Below are 18,201 nucleotides of genomic sequence, written 5' to 3'. Positions count from 1 at the left end.
TCCAGGCCGCACCATGGATATCAAGCAACTCAAGTTCCTTATCGCCCTCGACCAGACCCGCCACTTCGGCCAGGCGGCGGCGCTGTGCCACATCACCCAGCCGACACTGTCGATGCGCCTGCGTAACCTTGAGGAAGAACTGGACCTGGTGCTGGTCCAGCGCGGCCAGCGCTTCGAGGGTTTTACCGAAGCGGGAGAGCGCATTCTGGCCTGGGCGCGCACCCTGCTCGCCGCCCACGATGGGCTGCAGGCCGAGGCGGCCAGTTGCAGGGGCCAGGTGGTCGGCAGCCTGCGCCTGGGCACGGTGCCGCTGGCCAGTTTCAACCCCATGCAACTGCTGCTGCCGCTGCGCGAGAAATACCCGGGCTTGCAGTTTCAGCTCAGCTCCCACAGTACCGAGCAGATCATGGACGCGCTCAGCCGCAACCAGCTTGACCTAGGCATCTGCTACCTCGACCAGGTCAACGCCAGCTTCTTCGAGGTAATTGAACTGGGCACCACCACCATGGGCCTGCTGCACGATACCCGGCACTTTGCCTTCGACGCTGAAAGCCTCAACTGGGACCAGCTCGGCGACTTGCCGCTAGGTCTGCTGAGCAAGGGCATGCACTACCGCCAGTCGCTGGACCTGAGTTTCCGCAGCCGCAGCCTTGCGCCCAACGCGGTGCTGGAAAGCGACTCGACCTTCCAACTGATCCAGGCCATCAATACCGGCGTGTGCTGCGCGATCATGCCGCTCAATTGCGGGCTCGAAGACTTGAGCGAGCACATGCGCATGCTGCCCATCCTCGATGCCACCATTCACAGCCCGGTGGGGCTGGTGCTGCGCCGCAGCGAGCCACGCTCGGCGCTGGCCGAGCAGTGCTTCGATGAGGCGCGGGCGCTGTTTGCGGGGGTGTGAGCTCAAGGGCGCGCGATCAACTGCGGCCCCTGCCAGCCTCAGCGATAACGCTCAAGCCAATGCGCATACGGCGCCGGCAGCGTCCAGGAAGCCTTGTCGACACCCAGTTCCTTGGCGGCAACGTATGGCCAGTGCGGGTCGGCCAGGTGCGCGCGGCCTACCGACACCAGGTCTAGCTGGTTGGCCTGCAACGCGCCTTCAGCCAGTTGCGGCGTACCGAAGCCCCAGGCCGAGGTCACCGGCAGGCTTGCTTCACGGCGCACCCGTTCGGCAATCGGCCCCATGAACGCCGGGCCCCAAGGGATGTTGGTTTCAGGAATGGTAAAGCCGACGCTGACGCTGAGCAGGTCCAGGCCACCGGCCTTGAAGCGGCGCGCCAGGTCGATGGACTCTTGCAGGGTCTGCTCATCGCGCCCGTCATACTCCAGCACGCCAAACCGCGCAGTCAGCGGCAGATGCTCAGGCCAGACCTCACGCACCGCGGCGAGGGTTTCGAGCAGGAAGCGAATGCGGTTTTCGAAGCTGCCGCCGTAGGCGTCGGTGCGCTGGTTGGAGTGCTCGGAGAAGAAGCTCTGGCCCAGGTAGCCGTGGGCAAAGTGCAGCTCGATCCACTGGAAGCCGGCATCACGGGCGCGGCGCGCGCCGTCGACGAAGTCCTGCTTGACCCGGGCGATGTCATCCAGGGTCATTGCCCGTGGCACTTTCGGCAGGTTGGCACCAAAGGCAATTGCCGACGGGGCGATGGTTTCCCAGCCGCGAGGGTCATCGGCGCCAATGTGGTCGTCACCTTCCCAAGGGCGGTTGGCGCTGGCCTTGCGCCCGGCGTGGGCAATCTGGATACCCGGCACCGAGCCGGCTGCCTTGATTGCCTGCACCACCGGCACGAAAGCCTGGGCGTGGGCGTCGCTCCAGATACCGGCGCAACCGGGGGTGATACGGCCTTCCGGTGCCACGGCCGTCGCCTCGACCACCACAAGGCCCGCGCCACCACGGGCCAGGCCGGCCAGGTGCACATGGTGCCAGTCGTTGATCAGGCCATCTTCGGCCATGTACTGACACATCGGCGGGATCGCAATACGGTTGCGCAGGGTCACATCTTTGAGGGTGTAGGGCTGGAACAATGCAGACATGGGAACTCCAGGGATGGGTTGCATACGATTGTTCGATCATATTCGAACTATGGCAATTTGGTAAACCCCGTTATCATGTGCGGCATGCGAGCCTATACCCACCCCTCCCCCGAACACCTGTCCCTGGAGCGCCTGCTCTACGCCTTGAGCGACCCCGTACGCCTGGACATCGTCCGACGCCTGGCAGGCGTTGCCGAAGCCAGCTGCGGCGAGTTGGACGGCGGCCGGCCGAAATCGAGCATGTCCCACCACTTCCGCGTGCTGCGTGAAGCGGGGCTGGTGTACACCCGCAACGTCGGCACCACGCACATGAACTCGCTGCGTAGCGATATTCTCGATGTGCGTTTTCCGGGTTTGCTTGAGTGTGTGTTGCGCCAGCACTGAGGCTGCGCTGTCGTGTCCAGACGCGATCACTGTAGGAACGGCCTTGTGCCGCGAAGGGGCGCGCAGCGGCCCCAGAATCGCGGCCATACGCAAGATTGCCGGGGCCGCTGCGCGCCCCTTCGCGACACAAGGCCGCTCCTACACAAGCAAAAGCGAACCGGGAATCGCCCACAAAAAAGCCACGAGGCCGCCGCAGGCAGCACTCGTGGCTGGTGTTGCCGGGCGAACCCGGCAAGCGGTCTGGCTTAAAGCGCCATGTCGTTGGCAGGCTTGCTTTCGACAGGTGCGCTTGGCGCAACGCTGGTGCCGACGCTCTGGTCGATGACCGGCGGTTTCTCCAGCTGCAGCACTTCAGCGGTGTAGTTCCACTCTTTCTGCGTAGCGGCTGCCGAATCATTGAGCTTGGTGCCATAGCTCGGCACGATCTCTTTGATCTTGGCTTGCCACTCTGGGGTAGCAACCTTTTCCTTGAACACAGTCTCAAGCACATTGAGCATGATCGGGGCTGCGGTCGAGGCGCCTGGCGAGGCACCCAGCAGGCCAGCAATGGTACGGTCCTGGGACGCAACCACTTCGGTGCCCAGTTTCAGCACGCCGCCCTTCTCTTCGTCACGCTTGATGATCTGCACGCGCTGACCGGCCTGCCACAGGCGCCAGTCTTCTTTCTTGGCGTTCGGGAAGTAGGTACGCAGGGCTTCGAAGCGGTCGTCATCCGACAGCATCAGCTGGCCAGCGAGGTATTCCACCAGCGGGTACTGCTCGACGCCGACCTTGGTCATAGGCCATACGTTGTGCATCGTGGTGCTGCTCAGCAGGTCCAGGTACGAGCCGTTCTTCAGGAACTTGGTCGAGAAGGTGGCGAATGGGCCAAACAGAATCACGCGCTTGCCGTCCAGCACGCGGGTGTCCAGGTGCGGTACAGACATGGGTGGCGCGCCAGTGGAGGCAATGCCGTAGGCCTTGGCCATGTGCTGCATGGCAACAGTCGGGTTCTCGGTCACCAGGAACGAGCCGCCAACCGGGAAGCCTGCGTATTCCTTGGCTTCAGGGATACCGGATTTTTGCAGCAGTTTCAGCGCGCCGCCGCCGGCACCGATGAACAGGAACTTGGCGTCGGTGGCAGACTCGGTGCCATCTTTCAGGTTCTTGTACTCGACGTGCCAGGAGCCGTCTTCGTTGCGGGTGATGTCCTGCACTTCGCTGGACAGCTTCAGGTCGAAGTTCTTCTGGGTCTTCAGGTGGCCGACGAACTGGCGGGTGATCTCACCGAAGTTGACGTCGGTGCCGATCGGCGTCCAGGTCACAGCCAGCTTCTGGTTCGGGTCGCGGCCTTCCATCATCAACGGGACCCACTTGGCGATCTGCGCGTGGTCCTCGGAGAACTGCATCGGGCGGAACAGCGGGCTGGCTTGCAGGGCCTCGTAACGCTTCTTCAGGAAGCTGATGTTGTCATCGCCCCAGACGAAGCTCATGTGCGGGGTGGTATTGATGAACGAGTGCGGGTTCTTCAGCACGCCCTGGCGAACCTGCCAGGCCCAGAACTGGCGCGAAATCTGGAACGACTCGTTGATCTCGATGGCCTTGGAGATGTTGACGTTGCCGTCTTTGTCCATCGGGGTGTAGTTCAGCTCGGCCAGCGCGGAGTGGCCGGTACCTGCGTTGTTCCAGCCGTTGGAGCTTTCTTCGGCGACGCCGTCGAGGCGCTCGACCATCTCCATCGACCAGCTTGGCTCCAGCTCATGCAGCCAGACAGCCAGGGTGGAACTCATGATGCCGCCACCGACCAGCAGCACGTCTACTTTTTTGGTCTCTTCGGCGTGGGCGTGCATGAAGCTCGCCGCAACAGCCATGCCCAGCAAGGTTTTGCCAGCTTTCTTGAACATTGATCGTATCCAGTGTGTAGAACGGAGGATGGGCCTGTGGCTAGCCCGGTATTTCCATGTTCTTCAGCGCAGGCTTGTTGTGGTCATTGTTCGGCAGCCAGAGAACCAGAAAACGCCAAAGCCTTTTGTCGAATTGACTGATGGCTGAAACGTTTCGCGGCGGATTGTAACCGAATTGCCAGCACAAACAAATTCCGCCCCGACAGGCAACGCGGCAGGTTGTCTCAGGAGCGAGCCAACAGACCGGGAAGGAGGTGGTAGATAACTACCGACGGCCATTGCGGCAGCCACTTTATGCTCAAACTCCCTGACCAAAGGAGTTACCAATATGCCTATGCACGACATGGAAATGGTGATCAGCTGCGCTGACCCATCGGCACTACCGCCTGGCAACACCCTTGAAATCAAACTGGCCCACAAGCTCCTCGGTGTCGTTCACCGCGAGTACAGGAACTTGGATGATCTGAAAAATAGCGGCCAACCACTGGTTGTGATGCTTTCAGCGGATATACCGGAGCCCAATCAGAATAACGGCAAGCCTAATGGCTGGCTGGTCGCTTGGGTAGGTATCGCAGGGTTCAACGAGTGGTTCGTCATGGCACAGCATTATGACGACGAACCCCCCCAGCCGGTGGGAGCTGGAGCTGCAACCCAACAACTACTGGGGCAAGAATTTCATTGATCATTTTGTTCACCCGCAAGGCTGAAGCTGCGGGCGCAGTTCAGCACGCACCGTGGACTGCACCCACTGTTCTTCAGCAAGAACGCGAGGTGTTGCGAATCGCCTTTTAATAGCAGCACGTTCTGGCCACCCGGCAACCACGACAGTTTGTCGGTACCGATTGCAGTATTCATCCGCCAGCACTACCATTGCGAGCATTTCTCATTCGCAAAAAGTCAGCGCTTGCGCCGGATGCCGCCGTGGTTTCGACACCTGAAGTGAATGCCTCGATCCAGACCTTGTATTGCAGCCATTCGCGCTGGCTGCTGGGTTTTCTGTACCGACGCCTGGGCTGCCGCTGCGAAGCGGCTGACCTGGTGCAGGACACTTTCGTGCGCATTATCCAGCGCCCGCGCAGCTTCGACGGCGCCAATGGCGAGCGCTCCTACCTGGCAACCATCGCCCGCGGCCTGTGCATCGACACCTGGCGGCGCCAGCGCCTTGAGCGCGCCTGGCTGGAACAACTGGCGCTGCAGCCCGAAGCCGTACAGCCCTCCCCCGAACAGCGCGCGATCATCGTCGAAACCCTGCACGAGATCGACGCCATGCTGTTGCGCCTGCCGAGCAAGGTGCGTCAGGCGTTTCTAATGGCCCAGCTCGATGGCATGGCCTACCGCGACATCGCGGCGCACATTGGCGTGAGCGAACGCATGATCAAAAAGTACCTGGCCCAGGCGTTGCTGCATTGCGCCATCCTCGAAGCCGAACTCGACGGCGTGCTGGTGGAATAACCCATGAGCCTGCCCGCCCCCAAACTCAGCCACCAAAGCCTGCAGCAGGCCGCGCACTGGTACGTGCAACTGCAGGAAGAACCGGTGCCTGCGCACCTGCAGCAGCAATGGCAGCTCTGGCTTGACCAGCACGGCGACCACCAGGCGGCTTGGCATTACGTGCAACGGGTGGGCCAGCGTTTCGCCCCACTGCTCGAAGATGGCGGCGCCGCTGGCCGCGTGCTGCACCAGCCGCAGCGTTTCAGCCGACGTGCCGGGCTGAAGACCTTGCTGGTGCTCGGCGCCAGCTCGATGCTCGGCTGGCAAGCCTGGCGCGGCGCGCCGTTGACCGGGTGGACGGCAGACCTTTCGACTGGCATCGGCGAAAGCCGGCACACTAGCCTGGCTGATGGCAGCCAATTGTGGCTGGGCGCGCAAAGCGCCATCGACCTGGATTTCACCGCCCAGGCACGGGTAGTGCACCTGCGCTTCGGCGAAATGCTGGTGGACACCGCCCATGACCCCCGCCGCCCCTTCTTCGTCGACACCGCCCAAGGGCGTATGCAGGCGTTGGGTACGCGCTTCGCGGTGTGCCAGCAGGGCGATCTTACGCGGCTGAACGTGTACGCCGGCGCAGTCGAAGTGTGCACAGCCCTTGGCGGCGAGCGGCGCATCGTGCAGGCCGGCCAGCGGGTCGAGTTCAACGCCCAGGCCATCGCTGCCAGCGGGCCTGCGCAAAGTGCCGGGCAATCGTGGGTCGACCATCGCCTGAACGCCGAGGACATGCCCCTGGCGCAACTGCTGCACACCCTGGGCCGTTACCGCCACGGGCATCTGGGCTGGCACCCGTCGGTGGCGCAGCTGTCGGTGATGGGCGCGTTCCCGCTGGATGACACCGACCGCGCATTGGCGCTGCTACAGGCGGCATTGCCGGTGCGGGTACAACGGCTGACGCCATGGTGGGTGAGTGTGGAGCCGGCTTGAAGTGGGCGGCCAGGTAAGGATTACCGGGGTTCGAAAATAAAGTTGCACGCGCAGTTCCCTTTTCTCGGTCTCGTCCGGTTTACCCCTGGCAACCCCCTTCAACCTACCGTACCGACTTCAGGGACCCGCATGCCGACGCCTTTGCACCCCGCGCTTCGTCTGGCGCTCGCCGCGCCGCTCACCCTTTGCGCCGCCGCCCCTCTGCTGCTGCCGGCAGCCACTGTGCAGGCTGCGCAGGCTACCCCGGCAGAGCAGACTTTCGACATCGCCCCCGGCTCGCTGGCCGCCGCCCTCAACCAGTTCAGCGGCCAGGCCGGCATTTACCTGGCTGGCAGCAACGAACTGGCTGCCGGCAAGACCAGCCGGGGCTTGCAGGGCCGCTACAGCGTGGCCCAGGGCCTGGCACTATTGCTGCAAGGCAGCGGTTTGCAGGCCGTGCCCCAGGGCAGCGCCGGCTATGTGCTGCAACCCGCCCCGCAAGACGGCGTGCTGCAACTGGACGCCACCGCGATCAACGCCGGGCTGCTGACTGCCAACGGCCAGAGCGACAGCGGCTACCGCGCCGTAACCAGCAATACCGCGAGCAAAACCGGCGCCGCCTTGGCCGAAACGCCACGCTCGGTATCGGTGGTAACCCGCCAGCGCATGGACGACCAGCAATCGCAGACCCTCACCGAGGTGCTCGGCTATGTACCGGGCATCTTCTCGCCGCCCTTTGCCGGCGGTGACGGCCAGGCTGGCGACTTGTTCTTCATTCGCGGTTTCAATGCCACCGACTACGGCTATGGCCTGCTGCGCGACGGCCTGCGCGTGCAGGGCAACCGCTACGACACCAGCAGCGAGCCCTACGGCCTTGAGCGGGTGGAAGTGTTTCGTGGCCCCACCTCTATTCTGTATGGCGAAAACGCCCCAGGTGGCGTGGTCAACCTGGTCAGCAAGCGCCCCACCGCCGAAGCGCGCGGCGAGGTGCAGCTCAGCTACGGCTCGCACAACCGCCGCCAGTTGGGCGTGGACGTCTCTGGGCCACTGACCGATGAAGGCAATATTCTCGGGCGCGTAGTGATGATGGGCCGCAACGCCGACACGCAAGTCGACCATCAGCCCGACGACCGCCTTTACATAGCGCCGTCGCTGACCCTGGACTTCGACGACTTCAACAGCCTGACGCTGCTGGCCACCTACCAGCGCGACCGCACCTTGATGGAACTCGGCCACCCCGCCGCCGGCACGCTGCTGAACAACCCCAATGGCAAGATCGACAAGGACCAACTGTCGGGCAACCCTGACTGGGACAACTTCGAGCGCGAAACCTGGAGCCTGGGCTACGAGTTCAGCCACCGCTTCAACGACACCTGGCAGTTCCGACAGAACTCGCGCTACCTGCAATCGCGCATCGACCGCCAGGAAATGTGGCCTGGCAGCCTGAATAACGGCGGTTTTGGCACCACGGTCTTCAACACCGCCTACGACCGCTTCAACAAATCCAGCGCCTATTCGCTGGACAACCAGTTTGAAGGCCACTTTGAAAGCGGGTCGGCCGAACACACCGTGCTGATGGGCGCAAGCCTGGACCGCACCTCGTTCAGCCAGGATTGGTACGCCGGCAGCGGCGGCACCAGCAACGTCTTCAACCCGGTGTGGAATGTCGTGCCCAGCATGACCGTGCACGTACAGGACGCGGTGCTGGACCAGACCATGTATGGCCTGTACGGCCAGTGGCAAACCAAGGTCGACCAATGGGTGCTGCTGTTGGGCGGGCGCCTGGACCGGGTCAACAGTCAGTTCACCAACAAGGCCGGCACGAGAGCCGACATGGATAACTGGGACAGCGACTTCACCTGGCAGACTGGGGTGATGTACCAGTTCGAAAACGGCCTGACGCCGTACGTCAGCTACTCCACCGCCTTCGCCCCAACCCAGCAGACCGAGAGCAAGGGTGGCGCGCTCGACCCGACCACCAGCGAGCAGTACGAAGTAGGCCTCAAGTATGAGCCCAAAGGCTGGAACACCGCCTTCACCGCCTCGGTGTACGACCTGCGCAAAAAAGACGATGTGCTTTTCGACAGCTCAGTGGGCGACTACCGCCAGGTCGGCGCCAGCCGCTCCAAGGGTGTGGAGCTTGAACTCAACAGCGACCTGAACGAAAACCTCAACGTCACGGCGGCCTACACCTATACCGACTCGCGCATCACCAAGGACGTAGCAGGCTCGCTGTACGAAGGCCATCAAATGACCGGCGTACCGCGCAACCAGGCCTCGGTGTGGAGCACCTACCGCTGGCGTGACGGCTTCCTTAAAGGGCTGCAGCTCGGCGCAGGCGTGCGCCACTTCGACAGCACCTTTGCCTACACACCAGCAACCCTGTACGGCAAGCTCGATACCGGTGATGTCACCTTGGTGGACGCCAAGGTTGGCTACACCATCGACGAAAACTGGTCGGTTGAAGTCAACGCGCGCAACCTGTTCAACCAGGAATACGTGGCCGGCTGCAACAACGCCGGGCGTTGCTACTGGGGCGAAGAGCGCACGCTGCTGGGTACCGTGTCGCTGCGCTGGTAAACCCGCTTGACCCCAATAACAAAAACCCCCGGCCATATCCATGGTCGGGGGTCTTGGATCACGCCATTAGTGGCCTGATCGGGGCATTTCCAAAATTACTGCTGCTGAGGCAGTTTGTCGATCGGGCCGCAGCCGCCGATGATTTTGGAGATGGAAACTGCTGGGTGGAACAGGTAGTCGTACGAGCAGTTCTTAGGCTGGTTGTAGACTTGGCCGGTGCAGCCGGACAGCAGGGCAACGCCCGAAACAACAGCGATAGCTACGGTAGCTTTGATCAGCTTTTTCATAAAAGTCCTTTAAGTCCTTGATCCGCCACCACACTGATGGCGCGGGGATAATACGGGAAAAGCTGCCCTAACAACAGTCGATGCCACAAGGGCGCTATTGATCGAAGACAGCCTGCGCAATAGCTTCCTGGTCGTGCGCAGCCCGAACTTGGACATCAACCGATTCAGCAACTACTACGCTGTCAGTTACAGCCTTTTGCACGTTGAGCCAAGTGAGCAAAACTAAATAACGCACAACGCAAAAGCCCCTGAAGGCAGTGCCTTCAGGGGCTTTCACTTATATGGCGGAGAGATAGGGATTTGAACCCTAGGTACTGTTGCCAGTACAACGGATTTCGAATCCGTCCCGTTCGACCACTCCGGCATCTCTCCAGTGGCGCGCATCATACCAGCGTTTTCGTTTCAGGCAAACTTTTTTTGAAAAAAATCCGCGTGGTATCAGGCGCTTGCGTGAACGTGCGAGTTACAGCGGCACGCCCAGACGCTTGGCGACTTCTTCGTAAGCTTCGATGACATCACCCAGGCCCTGGCGGAAGCGGTCCTTGTCCATCTTCTTGCGGGTTTCCTTGTCCCACAGGCGGCAGCCATCTGGGCTGAACTCGTCGCCCAGCACGATCTGGCCGTGGAATACGCCGAACTCGAGCTTGAAGTCGACCAGCAGCAGGCCGGCGTCATCGAACAGCTTGGTCAGCACTTCGTTGACCTTGAGCGACAGCTTTTTCATCTCGACCAGCTGCTCGGCGGTACCCCAGCCGAATGCAACCACGTGGGACTCGTTGATGAACGGGTCGCCCTTCTCGTCGTTCTTCAGGAACAGCTCGAAAGTCGATGGGGTCAGCTGGATGCCTTCTTCGACGCCCAGGCGCTTGACCAGGCTGCCGGCAGCATAGTTACGCACCACGCACTCGACCGGGATCATGTCGAGCTTCTTGACCAGGCACTCGTTGTCGCCCAGCAACTTGTCGAACTGGGTCGGAACGCCCGCTTCTTCGAGTTTCTGCATGATGAAGGCGTTGAACTTGTTGTTCACCATGCCTTTGCGGTCGAGCTGTTCGATGCGCTTGCCGTCGAACGCCGAGGTGTCGTTGCGGAACAGCAGGATCAGGCGGTCGGCGTCGTCAGTCTTGTAAACCGATTTGGCCTTGCCGCGGTAAAGTTCTTCGCGTTTTTCCATGATGGGCTCCGCTTGCTGAGTTGGTGGGCTAGGCGATGTGGCGCCAGTCGAGCCCATGGTCCTGATTGGCCACCTGGAGCCAGGCTGGGTCGCACCCGAGGGTGTCGACGAAGCACTGCAGCGCCAGTTGTGGCAGGTTGTTCTTGCTGCTGAGGTGGGCCAGCACCAGGTGCTGCAGGTTGTTCCAGCCCAGCTCGGCCACCAGGCTCGCGGCCTGGTGGTTGTTCAAATGGCCTTGGCTACCACCCACTCGCAGCTTGAGAAAGCGTGGGTAGTGCCCGCGGGCAAGCAGGTCGCGGCAGTGGTTGGCCTCGATCAGCAACGCATCGAGCCCTTGGTAGCGCTCCAGCAGCAGTGAATCATAGCTGCCCAGGTCGGTGAGCATGCCAAAACGCCGACGACCATCACTGATCACGTATTGCAACGGCTCGTAGGCATCATGCTCGACCCTGGCGGCACTGACTTGCAGCGCGCCAATGTGCAGCAGGTCGCCGCAGCCAAGAAAACCCGCCACCTCGACCGGCTTGCGCAAGCCGCGCTGGGTCCCTTGGCTCATGTACACCGGTACGTTGTAGCGCCGCGCCAGCAAGCCCACCCCATGCACATGATCGGCATGTTCGTGGGTCACCAGCACCGCGCTCAGTTGTGCCGCCGACACACCGAGCAGCGCCAGGCGCCGCTCGGTTTCACGTAGCGAAAAACCGCAATCGACCAGGATGAACGTGTCACCACTGGCGATCAGCGTGCCGTTTCCCTGGCTACCGCTTCCAAGAACTGCGAAGCGCACTTAACCCAGACGGTCCTGGATGGCGCTCAGCACGCGGCGGGCGACATCGGCCGGGGCCACGGTGTTGATGTTCTTCTCGACGGTCACCTGGACGTTTTCGCCCACCTTGCTCAGACGCACCTGGTAACGCTCGGCGCGGGCTTCACGCTCTTCCTTGCTCGGCTCGCTGCCGAACAGGCGGCTGAAGAAGCCAGGCTCTTTCTGCTTGTCGTCAGGCTTTTCGGACAGGTTGATGTAGTACAGGCCCAGGCTGCGGTTGATGTCTTCAACGCGCCACTCGCCTTGCTCCAGGGCACGGCCAACGCCGGACCAGGCGCGGTCGAGGTCGGAGCCCAGGTTGAGCACCGGGTTGCCGCTGCCGTCTTCGCTCAGGCTGACCTGGCTCGGGGCATCGAAATCACGCGCGGCGAGCAACGACACCGAACCGCCCTTTTCGGCATTGCGGTTCATGCTGGCGAGCATTTCGTCGACCAGCAACGCGTCGGCGCCGGCATTGGTGGAGTTGGACGGGAAATCAGGCTGGGCCGTGCTGCCTGCCGGGCGCTCGACGGTGACCACGTACACCTCGGAGGTGTTGCGCTGCACGCCGGGCTCCATGCGTACACGTACCCGCACTTCGCTGTCCTGGCTGCTGGAGACACTGGCCAGACGCTGGCCGAGCGACGCCGACAGCTCGTCGAAACGCTGCCAGGTGGTGGTGAATTCGCCGGTCTGCGGGCGCTCTTCAGCGATGCGGAAACCGTTGTCTTCGAAGAACTGGTGAGTCACCGGCCAGACTTCGGCCGGCGCACGCTGGGCCAGTACCCAACGGCTGCTGCCGCTGCGCTGCAGGGTAAAGTCGCTGACATCGGCACTGGCCGAAAGCGGCTGCGGGCGTGGCACTTCAAACTCGCCGGTGGCACGGTCGTCGGCAACGTTGCGCGGAATCGGCAGCAACGGGTCGAGACGCTTGACGTTGGTGGCGTCCGGGGGCAGCTGCATGGCAGCGGTGGGGCGCGCTTCCAGGTAGTCGCTGCCGCGGTCGCGGAAATAGCCGTCCTCGCCCCATAGCCAGCCGCAACCGCTGGTGCTGGAGATGATCAGGGCAAGGGTGGAAAGACCAGCCAATCGCTTCATGCGGTGTACTTCCTCGATTAAACCAGTACGCCGGACTGGCGCAAGGCAGTACGGACTTTGTCGTGGCAGCCTTCACTGAGCCAGGTCAGCGGCAGGCGGATACCTTTTTTCATCAGGCCCATTTCAACGAGTGCCCACTTCACCGGAATCGGGTTGGCCTCGCAGAACAGGTCTTTGTGAAGCGGCATGAGTTTGTCGTTGATCGCGCGGGCCTTCTCGGCATTGCCCTCAAGGGCGGCCTCGCACAGATCGGCCATTTCGCGCGGGGCGACGTTGGCAGTCACGGAGATATTGCCTTTGCCGCCCATCAGGATCAGCTCGACGGCAGTCGGATCGTCGCCGGACAGCACGATGAAGTCGCTGCCTACGCCATCGAGGATGGCCTTGGCACGCACCAGGTCGCCGGTGGCTTCCTTGATGCCGATGATGTTCGGCACGCTCGACAGGCGGATAACGGTTTCGGCCTGCATGTCGCAGGAGGTGCGGCCGGGCACGTTATAGAGGATCTGCGGGATGTCGACGGATTCGGCAATGAGCTTGAAGTGCTGGTACAGGCCTTCTTGCGTCGGCTTGTTGTAGTACGGCACCACCAGCAGGCAGGCGTCGGCGCCGGCATTTTTGGCGTTTTGCGTCAGGTGCACCGCTTCGGCAGTGGAGTTGGCACCGGTACCGGCGATCACCGGCACGGCGTGGTTGCTGCGTTTGACGCGCTCGACCACGTGCTTGATGACCAGAATGTGCTCTTCGACATCGAGGGTAGCGGACTCACCCGTGGTGCCGACCGCAACGATGGCGTGAGTGCCGTTTTTCAGGTGGAAGTCTACAAGTTTGTCGAGGCTGCCCCAGTCCACACGCCCTTGTGCATCCATGGGTGTGACCAACGCCACCATACTGCCCGCAATCATGTAACTGCTCCTGCCGGAAAAAGAGAGCGGTAATGGTACTGGCGCCATCGGCCTTGCACAAGCGAAGCAGGCGGGCGGAGCATTCCCCTTCGCGCTGCTTTTCGCTACCCTTGATCCTTTGATCGGTGCAACGCGGCCCGCCGGGCCGTCGACAGTGCCCGCTGCCCTGCCTGCAAGGCCGCCCACCACGTCCTGCGCCGACCGCTCATCGCTTTAGGAATGCTGCATGTCCACCGCCACCGTCCGCGAACAATTCCTCGTCATCAGCGCCTTGGGGCCCAACCCCATGGAGCTGGCCAATGTGCTGAGCCGCGCAGCGTTCGAAAACCGCTGCGCGGTAGTGTCCTCGCGCCTGACCCGCCACGGCGAAACCAGCGCCCTGGTGCTGCAAGTCGGCGGTAGCTGGGATGCCCTGGCACGCCTCGAAACCACCCTGCCGGGCCTGGCCAAGAAACACGGCCTGACCCTTGATGTGGTGCGTAGCGCCGAGCAGGAAGTACGCCCGCAGGCACTACCGTACGTCGCTTATGTCAGCGCCGCCTATCGCCCGGACATCGTCAACGAGCTCTGCCAGTTCTTCCTCGACCACCACGTCGAGCTGGACGCCATGACCTGCGACACCTACCTGGCGCCGCAAACCGGCAGCAGCATGCTCAATGCCCAGTTCACTGTGATCCTGCCGGCTGGCACGCAGATCAGCTGGTTGCGCGACCAGTTCCTGGACTTTGCCGATGCCCTGAACCTGGACGCGCTGATCGAACCGTGGCGCCCACAGAACCCTGTCTAAGGAAGCTCCCATGGCCGTAGCTATCGACCAACCGGTCGCCGATTTCAATGCCCAGGCCACCAGCGGCCAGGCCGTCAGCCTGGCTGAACTCAAGGGCCAGCAAGTGGTGTTGTATTTCTACCCGAAAGACAGCACCCCCGGCTGCACCACCGAAGGCCAGGGTTTCCGCGACCAGTACGCGGCGTTCCGGGCCGCCAACACCGTGGTATTCGGGGTTTCGCGTGATGGCATCAAGTCGCACGAGAACTTCAAGGCCAAGCAGGCCTTCCCGTTCGAACTGATCAGCGACAAGGACGAAGCCCTGTGCCAGCTGTTCGACGTGATCAAGCTCAAAAAGCTGTATGGCAAGGAATACATGGGCGTTGACCGCAGCACCTTCCTGATCGACGCCAACGGCGTGCTGCGCCAGGAATGGCGCGGCGTGAAGGTACCGGGGCATGTGGAAGCGGTGCTGGCCGCGGCCCAGGCGCTGAACAAAGGCTGAGCAGTCTCTGAAGGAGATTCTATGGCTTTGTACAACCCTGTTTTCGCCAGACATATCTCCTTGTGGCGAGCGGGCTTGCCCCGCGCTGGGCTGCGCAGCAGCCCTGAACACCCAAGGGGCTGCTGCGCAGCCCAACGCGGGACAAGCCCGCTCGCCACAACTATCTATCGTTTCCCTCAGGATTGGGTACAACCAGCAATGTTGCGGTTGAGTACGGCCTGCGTGTGAGCCTGCGATGAGGACGGTGCAGGACTGCACATCACCGACGCGGCGCTTCTACCCAATCAAAAGCACTAAAGCAGCGGCGCAACGCTGCTTTCGCGCTCATGCTTGGGCCAGGCATCGAGCACGGCCTTGAACAGCGTCGCCAGCGGGATGGCAAAGAAAATCCCCCAGAACCCCCACAGCCCGCCAAACAGCAGCACCGCACAGATGATCGCCACCGGGTGCAGGCTCACCGCCTCCGAGAACAGCAGCGGCACCAGTACGTTGCCGTCCAGCGCCTGAATGATCGCGTACACCGCCATGAAATAGATGAACTGGTCGCCCCAGCCCCACTGAAACAGCGCGATCAGCGTCACCGGCACCGTCACCACCACAGCCCCGACATACGGCACCACCACCGACAGCCCCACCAGCAGCGCCAGCAAGGCGGCGTAGTTGAGGCCCAGGCTGATGAAGGCGATGTAGGTCGCGATACCGCAGATCAGAATCTCGATGCCCTTGCCGCGGATGTAATTGGCGATCTGCCGATTCATCTCGTTACCCACCCGGTTGAGCAGGTTGCGCTCGCGTGGCAGGTAGCCGCTGACCCAGCGCCCGATCAGTTCGCGGTCCTTGAGGAAGAAGAACACCAGGATCGGCACCAGCACCAGGTAGATCATGGCGTTGACCAGCAGCGGCAGGCTCGACAGCGAGAATGTCAGCGCCCACTGGCCGAACTTGCCGATTTCGCCGCGCACCGACTCGATGGCGCGCAACACCTGCTCGTCCGAGACCAGATGCGGGTAGCGCTCAGGCAACAGCAGCAACAACGACTGCCACTTGCCGAGCATGCCCGGCAACTCGTTGAACAGGGTAATAAGCTGGTGCCAGAGCAGCGGCACCAGCACCAGCAGAAACACCCCCAGCGCCCCCATGAACAGCGCGAACACCAGCCACACCGCCGCGCGGGTCGGCACCTTGAAGCGCTCCAGAGCGTTGACCAGCCCTTGCATCAGGAACGCCAGCACCATGCCCGCCAGCACCGGCGCCAGCATGCCGCCGAGGGTGAGCACCACGGTAAAGGCCAGAAACAGCAGGACCGCCAGCACCACGGCTTCTTCATCGGAGAAGTAGCGCTGTATCCAGTCGCGTAGCACTTTGAACATTGACGATCCTAGGTAAAAGAAATCAGGCCTTGCGCAGCCAGTAGGTGTAAACACCGGCTTCGGCGGTTTCATGCAGCAGCGTATGACCCGCCAGTTGCGCAAAGGTGCGCAAATCGCGTTGCGAACCTGCATCGGTGGCGACTACCTTGAGCACCGCACCGCTGGCCATAGGGTTGAGCGCCATCTTGGCCTTGAGCAGCGGCAGCGGACAATTGAGACCGCTGGTATCGAGCTCGGCGTCACAGTTGGGGGTGTCACTCATCGGGCGCAGCTCCAGGGCGGGTACAAAGAGTGGGCTAGGATACCGCCACTGGTCGGCATCGCGCGACCCGGCTACAGTAAGCCTTTTCACCAACACGAGCCTGTGCATGAATCTACTGCGCCCTACCCTGCTCGCGCTGGCCTGCCTGATGGCCATGCCCGGCCACGCCGACGACCTGCCGTCACTGGGCGATGCCAGCTCCGCGATCGTTTCACCGCAACAGGAACATCAGCTCGGCCGCGCCTGGCTGAGCCTGCTGCGTGGCCAGGTCAACCAGCTCGACGACCCGCAGCTCAAGGACTTCGTCGAGACCAGCGTGTACAAGCTGGCCGAGACCAGCCAGCTGCAGGACCGGCGCCTCGAATTCATCCTGATCGACAGCAAAGAGCTCAACGCCTTCGCGGCGCCCGGCGGCATCATCGGGGTCAACGGCGGCCTGTTCCTCAACGCCCAGACCGAAGGCGAGTATGCCTCGGTGCTGGCCCACGAACTGGCGCACCTTTCGCAACGCCACTTCGCCCGTGGTGTCGAGGCGCAGCAGCGCATGCAACTGCCGATGATGGCGGCCCTGCTGGCCGGTATCGTGCTGGCGGCAGGTGGTGGTGGCGATGCCGGTATCGGCGTGATTGCCGGCACCCAGGCGGCGGCCATCCAGGAGCAGCGGCGTTTTTCCAGGCAGAACGAACAGGAAGCCGACCGCATCGGCATCCAGAACCTGGAAAAGGCCGGCTATGACCCGCGCAACATGCCGAGCATGTTCGAACGACTGGCCCGCCAGTACCGCTACGATGCCAAGCCGCCGGAGTTTTTGCTGACTCACCCGGTCAGCGAATCACGCGTTGCCGACACCCGCAACCGCGCCGAACAGGCGCCCAAGGGCGGCATCGAGGACAGCCTGCGCTACCAGCTCATCCGTGCTCGCGTGGCGCTCACCTATGAGGGCACCCCGGGCCTTGCCGCCAAGCGTTTCCGCGCCCAGCTGGACGAAAACCCCAATCTGGACGCAGCCCGTTACGGCCTTGCACTGGCGCAGATCAAGGGCGGCCAGCTCAACGAAGCGCGTGAGAGCCTCAAGCCGCTGCTGGCCAAGGCGCCCAACGACATCACCTATAACCTGGCGCAGATTGACCTGGATATCACCAACAACCGCCTGGCTGACGCCCAGCAACGCGCCACGCGCATGCAGCAGTTGTACCCCGGTAGTTACCCGCTCAAGCAGGTGCGGGCAGACCTTCTGGTCAAGCAGAGCAAGCCGGCCGAGGCGGAAAAGGTGCTTGATGACCTGGTGAAGAGCCGCCCGGACGACCCGGACGTGTGGTATCAGGTGGCCGAGGTACGCGGGTTGTCCGGCAATACCATCGGCCTGCACCGCGCCCGCGCCGAGTATTTCACCCTGGTGGGCGATTTCGACCAGGCGGTGCAGCAGTTGGATTACGCCAAGCGCCGCGCCGGCAGCAACTTCCCGTTGGCCGCGCAGATCGACCAGCGCCAGCGTGAGGTGATGGAGCAACAGCGCATGGTCAAGGAAATGATGGGGCGCTAGGGCCCCTCGCGGGGCAAGCCCGCTCCCACAGAGGCAGCGTCAGCTGCGATATTGTGGTCTGCTCAATTCCTGTGAAGATTCTATGGCTCTGCACAAGCTTGCTCTGGCTCCATCGCCAGCCACGTAAACCGCAAGCAGCGCGGTCTTGTGTAGGAGCGGCCTCGTGTCGCGATGGGCTGCGTAGCAGCCCCGGGATCTGAGCACCATGCAGAAT

Annotated in this window: 18 protein-coding genes and 1 tRNA gene; 9 read left to right on the top strand and 10 right to left on the bottom strand. The window is 62.5% G+C overall.

Annotated features, from left to right (window positions below; genetic code table 11):
- Nucleotides 1-13: 13 nt before the first annotated feature.
- Complete coding sequence (locus tag HU720_RS17295; protein ID WP_186521156.1) at nucleotides 14-901, top strand: LysR family transcriptional regulator; 888 nt, start codon at nucleotides 14-16, stop codon at nucleotides 899-901.
- A gap of 38 nt (nucleotides 902-939) precedes the next feature.
- On the opposite strand, the gene xenA is transcribed toward HU720_RS17295, so the two are convergent.
- Complete coding sequence (gene xenA / locus HU720_RS17290) at nucleotides 940-2,031, bottom strand: xenobiotic reductase XenA (RefSeq protein ID WP_186521155.1); 1,092 nt, start codon at nucleotides 2,029-2,031, stop codon at nucleotides 940-942.
- Between the two features lie 75 nt (nucleotides 2,032-2,106).
- Here xenA and HU720_RS17285 point away from each other — a divergent pair, with 75 nt between their 5' ends.
- Nucleotides 2,107-2,415, top strand: coding sequence for a helix-turn-helix domain-containing protein (locus tag HU720_RS17285; RefSeq protein ID WP_186521154.1), 309 nt, complete (start codon nucleotides 2,107-2,109; stop codon nucleotides 2,413-2,415).
- Between the two features lie 245 nt (nucleotides 2,416-2,660).
- On the opposite strand, the gene mqo is transcribed toward HU720_RS17285, so the two are convergent.
- The gene (mqo, locus tag HU720_RS17280) at nucleotides 2,661-4,298 is read right to left on the bottom strand and encodes a malate dehydrogenase (quinone) (RefSeq protein WP_186521153.1); all 1,638 of its coding nucleotides are present in this window, start codon (nucleotides 4,296-4,298) and stop codon (nucleotides 2,661-2,663) included.
- 328 nt (nucleotides 4,299-4,626) lie between these two features.
- On the opposite strand from mqo, the gene HU720_RS17275 reads away from it, so the two are divergent.
- The 4 genes from HU720_RS17275 (at nucleotide 4,627) to HU720_RS17260 (ending at nucleotide 9,272) form a co-directional block, all read left to right on the top strand.
- Nucleotides 4,627-4,980, top strand: a complete 354-nt coding sequence (locus HU720_RS17275; protein WP_186521152.1) for a hypothetical protein — start codon at nucleotides 4,627-4,629, stop codon at nucleotides 4,978-4,980.
- 239 nt (nucleotides 4,981-5,219) lie between these two features.
- Nucleotides 5,220-5,750: a sigma-70 family RNA polymerase sigma factor gene (locus HU720_RS17270; protein WP_186521151.1), complete on the top strand. Its 531-nt coding sequence runs from the start codon at nucleotides 5,220-5,222 to the stop codon at nucleotides 5,748-5,750.
- A 3-nt stretch (nucleotides 5,751-5,753) separates the two neighbouring features.
- Complete coding sequence (locus HU720_RS17265; RefSeq protein ID WP_186521150.1) at nucleotides 5,754-6,713, top strand: FecR domain-containing protein; 960 nt, start codon at nucleotides 5,754-5,756, stop codon at nucleotides 6,711-6,713.
- Nucleotides 6,714-6,842: 129 nt separating this feature from the next.
- Nucleotides 6,843-9,272, top strand: coding sequence for a TonB-dependent siderophore receptor (locus HU720_RS17260; protein WP_186521149.1), 2,430 nt, complete (start codon nucleotides 6,843-6,845; stop codon nucleotides 9,270-9,272).
- Between the two features lie 95 nt (nucleotides 9,273-9,367).
- Here HU720_RS17260 and HU720_RS17255 read toward each other — a convergent pair whose 3' ends face one another.
- The 6 genes from HU720_RS17255 to dapA all read right to left on the bottom strand — a co-directional run bounded on the left by HU720_RS17255 (nucleotide 9,368) and on the right by dapA (nucleotide 13,541).
- Nucleotides 9,368-9,559, bottom strand: a complete 192-nt coding sequence (locus HU720_RS17255) for a YhfL family protein (protein ID WP_186521148.1) — start codon at nucleotides 9,557-9,559, stop codon at nucleotides 9,368-9,370.
- 282 nt (nucleotides 9,560-9,841) lie between these two features.
- Nucleotides 9,842-9,931 (bottom strand) — tRNA-Ser (locus tag HU720_RS17250).
- 91 nt (nucleotides 9,932-10,022) lie between these two features.
- A complete protein-coding gene (gene purC, locus HU720_RS17245; RefSeq protein WP_186521147.1) occupies nucleotides 10,023-10,733 on the bottom strand; it encodes a phosphoribosylaminoimidazolesuccinocarboxamide synthase in 711 nt (236 codons plus the stop codon).
- Between the two features lie 28 nt (nucleotides 10,734-10,761).
- Nucleotides 10,762-11,520: an MBL fold metallo-hydrolase gene (locus HU720_RS17240; RefSeq protein WP_186521146.1), complete on the bottom strand. Its 759-nt coding sequence runs from the start codon at nucleotides 11,518-11,520 to the stop codon at nucleotides 10,762-10,764.
- Nucleotides 11,521-12,636: an outer membrane protein assembly factor BamC gene (gene bamC / locus HU720_RS17235; protein WP_186521145.1), complete on the bottom strand. Its 1,116-nt coding sequence runs from the start codon at nucleotides 12,634-12,636 to the stop codon at nucleotides 11,521-11,523. It abuts the gene before it with no gap.
- A gap of 17 nt (nucleotides 12,637-12,653) precedes the next feature.
- Nucleotides 12,654-13,541 (bottom strand): 4-hydroxy-tetrahydrodipicolinate synthase, encoded by an 888-nt coding sequence (dapA, locus tag HU720_RS17230; protein WP_186521144.1) that lies wholly within the window; start codon nucleotides 13,539-13,541, stop codon nucleotides 12,654-12,656.
- Nucleotides 13,542-13,767: 226 nt separating this feature from the next.
- Between dapA and HU720_RS17225 the strand changes: the two genes are divergently transcribed.
- Both HU720_RS17225 and HU720_RS17220 read left to right on the top strand, forming a co-directional pair.
- Nucleotides 13,768-14,328 carry a glycine cleavage system protein R gene (locus HU720_RS17225; RefSeq protein WP_186521143.1) on the top strand — a complete coding sequence of 187 codons (561 nt, stop codon included), beginning with the start codon at nucleotides 13,768-13,770 and terminating at the stop codon, nucleotides 14,326-14,328.
- Nucleotides 14,329-14,338: 10 nt separating this feature from the next.
- On the top strand, nucleotides 14,339-14,812 hold the full coding sequence (locus tag HU720_RS17220; RefSeq protein WP_186521142.1) for a peroxiredoxin: 474 nt from the start codon (nucleotides 14,339-14,341) through the stop codon (nucleotides 14,810-14,812).
- 293 nt (nucleotides 14,813-15,105) lie between these two features.
- On the opposite strand, the gene HU720_RS17215 is transcribed toward HU720_RS17220, so the two are convergent.
- Both HU720_RS17215 and HU720_RS17210 read right to left on the bottom strand, forming a co-directional pair.
- Nucleotides 15,106-16,182, bottom strand: coding sequence for an AI-2E family transporter (locus HU720_RS17215; protein ID WP_186521141.1), 1,077 nt, complete (start codon nucleotides 16,180-16,182; stop codon nucleotides 15,106-15,108).
- A 22-nt stretch (nucleotides 16,183-16,204) separates the two neighbouring features.
- A complete protein-coding gene (locus HU720_RS17210) occupies nucleotides 16,205-16,444 on the bottom strand; it encodes a sulfurtransferase TusA family protein (protein ID WP_186521140.1) in 240 nt (79 codons plus the stop codon).
- 106 nt (nucleotides 16,445-16,550) lie between these two features.
- Between HU720_RS17210 and HU720_RS17205 the strand changes: the two genes are divergently transcribed.
- Entirely contained in the window at nucleotides 16,551-17,987 is a 1,437-nt protein-coding gene (locus HU720_RS17205) for a M48 family metalloprotease (protein WP_186521139.1), read from the top strand.
- The last annotated feature ends 214 nt before the right edge of the window (nucleotides 17,988-18,201 follow it).

The sequence above is a fragment of the Pseudomonas sp. SWRI51 genome, assembly GCF_014268825.1.
Taxonomy (GTDB): Bacteria; Pseudomonadota; Gammaproteobacteria; order Pseudomonadales; family Pseudomonadaceae; genus Aquipseudomonas; species Aquipseudomonas farsensis.
This window is presented reverse-complemented; position numbering and strand designations above follow the sequence as displayed.